This is a genomic window from uncultured Microbacterium sp., assembly GCF_913776565.1.
Lineage (GTDB): Bacteria > Actinomycetota > Actinomycetes > Actinomycetales > Microbacteriaceae > Microbacterium.
The window spans coordinates 1-6,083 of the sequence record NZ_CAJYPF010000078.1 but is presented as its reverse complement, the minus strand read 5'-3'; the positions used below and the strand labels follow the sequence as shown (position 1 = coordinate 6,083).

Sequence of the window (6,083 nt, the reverse complement as noted above, 5' to 3'; positions counted from 1 at the left end):
CCGCTGAAGACGCCCTCGACACGCGCGACGAGTTCGGCGCGGGCGGTCGCGTCTTCGGGAATGAGCGTCTCGCTCGTCAGGTCGCCCCAGGGGGCGTCTTCTTCGAGGGCGGCGGTGACGACGCGGTCGATGGCGGAGCGGGTCAACATGCGAGCACCTTCGAGGGTGAGGAGGGGACGGATGCCGTGGCGGCGGGCACGTCGGAGCGGAAGTGCGCGCCGATGGATGCCGTGCGCGTGAGCGCCGCGTCGACCACGTGCGCCGCGACGAGGAGGAGATTGGCGTCTTCGACACCGGGGGAGGCGGCGGATGCGCGCCACGCGGCGAGGATTCCGGCGGCGCGCGAGAGACCCGCGGCGTCGCGCATGAGCCCGGCGTCGGTCCACATCAGTTCCTGCAGCGCCGCGCGTGTGAAGGGCGGGGCCGCGGCATCCGGTACGCGTCGCAGAGCTGCGGGCTTCGCCGGGATGACGGGCCAGTCCGTGTCGCGGGCCACCGCTTCGCCGGCGCGTGCACCGAACACGGCTCCCTCGAGGAGCGAATTGGATGCCAAACGGTTGGCACCGTGCACCCCGGTGCGGGCCGTCTCGCCGACGGCGTACAGGCCGGGCACGGTCGTGCGCCCGTCGAGGTCGGTGACGACCCCGCCCATCAGGTAGTGGGCCGCGGGCGTCACCGGGATGGGCTCTCGCGCCCAGTCGAGTCCGCGCTCGCGCACGGCGGCGTCGATCGTCGGGAAGCGCTGCGCGAGACGGGCCGCACCCAGAGCCGTCGCGTCCAGGCGCACGGGGCGACCGCCCTGCGCCGCCATGGCACGCGCGTTGGCCCGGGCCACGACGTCGCGCGGGGCGAGCTCGCCATCGGGGTGGGCGTCGAAGGCGAAGCGCCGCCCGGTGTCGTCGATGAGGATCGCGCCCTCGCCGCGGACGGCCTCGGACACCAGGAACGGCGCGCCGACCGCGAGCGCGGTGGGGTGGAACTGCACGAACTCGAGGTCGGCCACCGCCGCTCCCGCGCGGATCGCGGCGGCGATGCCGTCGCCGGTCGCACCGGTGGGGTTGGTCGTGTGGGCGTACAGCTGCCCGGCGCCGCCCGTGGCGAGGATCACCGCGTCGGCCGGCAGGCGTTCGCCGTCGGCCAGCTCGACGCCGGCGACACGGCCTTCCTGCACGACGAGGTCGCGCAGCAACGCATGCTCGCGCAGCGGAATGCCCGCCCGGCGCACGGCGTCGCCGAGGGCCGCCTGGATGGCCGCTCCCGTCGCGTCGCCGCCGGCGTGCAGCACCCGCGCGACGGCATGCGCCGCTTCGAGTCCGCGCGAGAAGTCCCCGTCGGCGGTGCGGTCGAAGGCCACTCCGCGCTGGACGAGCTCGGCGATGCGCGCCGGCCCCTCGCCGACCAGGACGTCCACCGCGTCCGGGTCGTTCAGACCCGCCCCCGCGGTGAGGGTGTCGGCGGCATGTGAGGCGACCGAGTCGGCCGGGTCGGTGACGGCGGCGATGCCGCCCTGCGCCCAGCGGGTGTTCGTGTCGGGCAGGGCGCCCTTGGTCACGACGGTGACGCGGCATCCGGCTTCGTGAGCGTGCAGCGCCGCCGTGAGCCCGGCGATGCCGCTTCCCACCACGACGACGGTGGTCATTTCACCGCGCCGTTCGGCTTGGCCGCGAGCATGCGCTCCAGCGCCACGGTGGCGGGTTCGGCGACATCGGCGGGGACGGTGATGCGGTTGACGACCTCGCCCGCGACGAGCGACTCGAGCACCCACGCGAGGTAGCCCGGGTGGATCCGGTACATCGTCGAGCACGGGCAGACCACGGGGTCGAGGCAGAAGATCTCGTGCTGCGGGTACTGCGCGGCCAGGCGCTGGACGAGGTTGATCTCGGTGCCGATCGCGAAGGTCGTGGGCTCGGTGGCGGCGGCGATGGCCGTGCGGATGATGTCGGTCGATCCGGCCTCGTCCGCGGCATCCACCACCTCCATCGGGCACTCGGGGTGCACGATCACGCGGACGCCGGGGTGCTCGGCGCGGGCCTTGTCGATCTGGTCGACCGTGAAGCGGCGGTGCACCGAGCAGAACCCGTGCCACAGGATGACGCGGCTGTCGACGATCTGCGCGTCGGTGGAGCCGCCGAGGGGCTTGCGCGGGTTCCACATCGGCATCTGCTCGAGCGGCACCCCCATCGCCTTCGCCGTGTTGCGCCCGAGGTGCTGGTCGGGGAAGAACAGGACTCGGCGTCCGCGGGCGAACGCCCACTCCAGCACGGTGCGGGCGTTCGACGAGGTGCAGACGATGCCGCCGTGACGACCGACGAAGCCCTTGATGGCGGCGCTAGAGTTCATGTAGGTCACCGGAATCACCGGCACGAGGCCGTCGGCATCCGGCGTCTCGAGGTCGCCGAGGACCTCTTCGAGCTGCTCCCAGCACTCCTCAACCTGATCGATGTCGGCCATGTCGGCCATCGAGCACCCCGCCGCGAGGTTCGGCAGGATCACGGCCTGCTCGGGGCGCGAGAGCAGATCCGCGGTCTCGGCCATGAAGTGCACGCCGCAGAAGACGATGGCCTCGGCCTCGGGGCGCTGCTTCGCCGCGTTGGCGAGCTGGAACGAATCGCCCACGTAGTCGGCGTGACGCACGACCTCTTCGCGCTGGTAGAAGTGCCCCAGCACCACGACGCGGTCACCGAGCGTGGCTTTCGCGGCGCGGATGCGCTCGTCGAGCTCGTCGTCCGAGGCGTCACGGTACTGCTGCGGCAATTCGCCCTGGCGTGGTGCACCGGTGGGGATGACGTCGCCCATCGACGAGCCCGGACCGTAGCCGGGGCGGGTGTCGAAGTCCCAGGGACCCACGGCGAGGTCGGTCGTGCACGTGGCGTCGGTCGACGCGCCCGAGACGATCGCCTGGATCGCGTGGTCGACGCTGGGGTCGATCGCCGGGCGGGGCTGCAAGGTGAGGGGAGTGGCGGACATGGGCTTTCCGATCAGTGACGGGACGGGAGCGGGCCGCGGTCGGCCAGCTCCACGTCGCGGTTGTAGCGGTACAGACGGGCGGGGCGATGGCTCCCGGTGCGGAAGCGATCGGTGGGGATGAGCGTGTCGCTCGTGTCGACCTGGCGACGGAAGTTGGCCGGATCCAGACGCTTGCCGAGGATCGACTCGGTGACCTCGCGGAGGTCCGCGAGCGTGAACTCGTCGGGGAGCAGTCCGTGCGCGATCCGGCTGTAGCCGACCTTGTTACGGAGGCGCCACAGGGTGTACTCGACGATGTCGTTGTGGTCGAAGGCCAGCGCCGGCAGATCGGTCGCGTCGAACCACTCGACGTTCTCGGGGGCGTCGCCCTGCCGCGCGTGCGCGGCCACCTGGGCGTCGACCTCGTCCGAGCGCAGCAGGGCCCAGTACACGATCGACACGACGCGGGTGGGGGAGCGGTCGACCGCACCGAAGGCGTACAGCTGCTCGAGATAGCTGGGAGAGAGGCCGGTCGTCTCGGCGAGGGTGCGGGATGCCGCGGCATCCAGGTCTTCGGCGGCATCCAGCCATCCGCCGGGGAGCGCCCACCGGCCGTCGAAGGGGTCGCGCGTGCGGCGGACGAGCGGGAGCGTGAGGACCGGTTCGTCGTGGGCGTCGCGGCGCACGCTGAAGATCACGGTCGACACCGCGACGCGCACGTCGGCGTCGCGGTGAGGGGGGCTCGGGGTTCGTGTCATGGTGACCATATCTCCGCTGCCGATCTTAGTGTCATCCCGACCCGAAGGGCGCGCTCTTGCGCCGACAAACGCCGATCCTGTCGAGACACGGCGACGCACCGCGTGTCTCGACAGCGTCAGCGTTTATCGAGGGGGAGGGGTGCGACCGGGCCCGCCGCCGCGCGTCGAAAGGGTTCTCACAGACGAGCGCCCTAGCCTCGAACCGGATTCAGGAGGTCGGATGCCGTTCATCGACATCGTTCTGATCGCCCTTCTGGCGATCGCGCTCATCGTGGGCCTCTCGCGGGGGTTCCTCGCCACGATCGGGTTCTTCGCCGGCCTCGCCCTCGGCGCCGTCGCCGCCTACTGGGTCACGCCCTTCGTGGGCCAGTGGGTCACCGCGCCCTCGTGGCGCGGCCCGCTCATGATCCTCAGCGGCGTCCTGCTGCTGCTGATCGGCAGCGGTCTGGGCAGTGCCGTCGGCGGGTTCTTCCGCCGCGGCGCCGACCGCATCAAGCTGCGCGTGCCCGAGCGGCTGCTGGGCGGTGTGGTCAACGTCGCGGCCGCGGCTCTGGCGATCTCGTTCGCCGCGGGATCGATCACCCCCGCCGGCGTCCCCGTGGTGTCGGCCGCGCTGGGGTCCTCCACCGTGGTGCGCACCATCGACGACCTCACCCCCGCTCCCGTGCGGGGAGCGCTCGCCGAGCTGCGCGGTTCGGTCTTCGCCGGGGGCATCCCGCGCCTCGGTCAGCTCATCCAGATCGGCCCGGTCCCGAGCACCCCCCAGATCGCCCTCGACGACCCCGCCCTCACGCAGGCCGCGCAGTCCGTCGCCCGCGTATCGGGAACCGCCTACGCGTGCGGTGTCACCTCGAGCGGCTCGGGCTTCGTCGTCGCCGACGACCGCGTCGTCACCAACGCCCACGTCGTCGCCGGCGTCGACACCCCGGTCGTCGAACTGCCCGGTCAGCCCGCCCGCGAGGGCCGCGTGGTCTACTTCGACCCGATCGACGACATCGCGGTGGTCTCGGTGGACGGATTGGATGCCGCTGCCCTGCCGATCGTGTCGACCCTCGGCGTCGGCTCGCCCGCCGTCGTGCAGGGCTATCCGGGCGGTGGCCCCTTCACCTCGGGCAGTGCGCAGGTGCTGTCGGAGGGCACCGTCCCCGTCCCCGACATCTACGACGCGTCCTCGACCCCGCGCGACATCTACGCGCTCGCGGCCGTCGTACGTCCGGGCAACTCGGGGGGCCCGCTGCTGACCACGACCGGCGAGGTCGCGGGCATCGTCTTCGCCCGCTCCGACACGGACGACAACGTCGGCTACGCCATGACCCCCGCCGAACTCGAACCCGTCATGGCGCAGCTGGGGTCGCTGTCGGCGCCCGTGGCATCCGGGAGCTGCACGCGGGGCTGACCCTGCGCAGCCCCGGGTACCCGCCCGGAATGGCTGCCTCGCGGGGCGTGCTCCGCTAGGCTGACCCCACAAGTCCATACCGGCCCCATGATCGATGCGGGAGAGCTCCGGCGAACGCAGCCGGGCACCGAAGGAGCAAGCCTCCCCGCCAATCTCTCAGGTACGCGTACCGCGTCGATCGGGCCACTCTGGAAAGAGGCTCGGGATGCCACGTCCCCGAGCCCGCCGACGGTGAAAGCCCGCGGCCGTCCACGACGGCGCGAGTGAAACTCTCAGGCCCATGACAGAGGGGGAGTTCTCAGGCGCCGACCGGTGTCTGACCGTCATCGCGAACGGCAGAACTCATGACCGAAACCCCCGCTCCACCGCGCACGTCGCCGCTGCACGATCGGCACGAGGCCCTCGGCGCCTCGTTCACCGACTTCGGCGGCTGGAACATGCCCGTGCGCTACACCTCCGACCTCGCCGAGCACCGCGCCGTCCGCGAGGCGGCGGGACTGTTCGACATCTCGCACATGGCCGAGTTCCGCGTCGAGGGTTCTCGCGCTGCGTCGTTCCTGGACCACGTGCTCGCCGGTCGCCTGTCGACGATGAAGGTCGGTAAGGCGAAGTATTCGCTGGTCCTTGCGGAATCGGGCGGCATCGTCGACGACGTCATCGTCTACCGCACGGGCGAGGAATCCTTCCTGGTCATCTCCAATGCGGGCAACCGGGATGCCAGGGCCTCCGCGTTCGCGGCCGCCCGGGCGACGTGGGGGTCCGAGGACGCCGGCACCCTCACCGTCGACGACGTCACCGACCAGTACGCGCTTATCGCCCTGCAGGGTCCCGCGGCCCGTGGCATCCTGAGCTCCACCCCGGGGGTCGAGATCACCGGCACCCCGCTCGACGAGCTCGGGTACTACGCGTGGACCGCGGGCACCTTCGACGGCGCGCCCCTGTTCGTCGCGCGGACGGGATACACCGGCGAGGACGGCTACGAG

4 protein-coding genes, 2 pseudogenes and 1 riboswitch are annotated in these 6,083 nt (G+C 71.8%); of the genes and pseudogenes, 2 read left to right on the top strand and 4 right to left on the bottom strand.

Annotated elements, in window-relative coordinates; genetic code table 11:
• The 4 genes and pseudogenes from QZ433_RS04590 to QZ433_RS04575 all read right to left on the bottom strand — a co-directional run.
• A pseudogene (locus QZ433_RS04590) lies at window positions 1-149 on the bottom strand (nicotinate-nucleotide diphosphorylase (carboxylating)); the annotation flags it as partial.
• Window positions 143-1,639, bottom strand: coding sequence for an L-aspartate oxidase (gene nadB / locus QZ433_RS04585; protein WP_295780228.1), 1,497 nt, complete (start codon window positions 1,637-1,639; stop codon window positions 143-145). The pseudogene QZ433_RS04590 and the gene nadB, both read right to left, overlap by 7 nt.
• Window positions 1,636-2,967 (bottom strand): quinolinate synthase NadA, encoded by a 1,332-nt coding sequence (nadA, locus tag QZ433_RS04580; RefSeq protein WP_295780227.1) that lies wholly within the window; start codon window positions 2,965-2,967, stop codon window positions 1,636-1,638. The genes nadB and nadA overlap by 4 nt, the downstream gene beginning before the upstream one ends.
• Window positions 2,968-2,978: 11 nt before the next feature.
• Window positions 2,979-3,704 (bottom strand): NUDIX domain-containing protein, encoded by a 726-nt coding sequence (locus QZ433_RS04575; protein WP_295780225.1) that lies wholly within the window; start codon window positions 3,702-3,704, stop codon window positions 2,979-2,981.
• A 220-nt stretch (window positions 3,705-3,924) separates the two neighbouring features.
• Between QZ433_RS04575 and QZ433_RS04570 the strand changes: the two genes are divergently transcribed.
• Together QZ433_RS04570 and QZ433_RS04565 are read left to right on the top strand one after the other, a co-directional pair.
• Window positions 3,925-5,100, top strand: a complete 1,176-nt coding sequence (locus QZ433_RS04570; protein ID WP_295780224.1) for a MarP family serine protease — start codon at window positions 3,925-3,927, stop codon at window positions 5,098-5,100.
• Between the two features lie 87 nt (window positions 5,101-5,187).
• Window positions 5,188-5,282, top strand: a riboswitch (glycine riboswitch).
• A 162-nt stretch (window positions 5,283-5,444) separates the two neighbouring features.
• A pseudogene (locus QZ433_RS04565) lies at window positions 5,445-6,083 on the top strand (glycine cleavage system protein T); the annotation flags it as partial.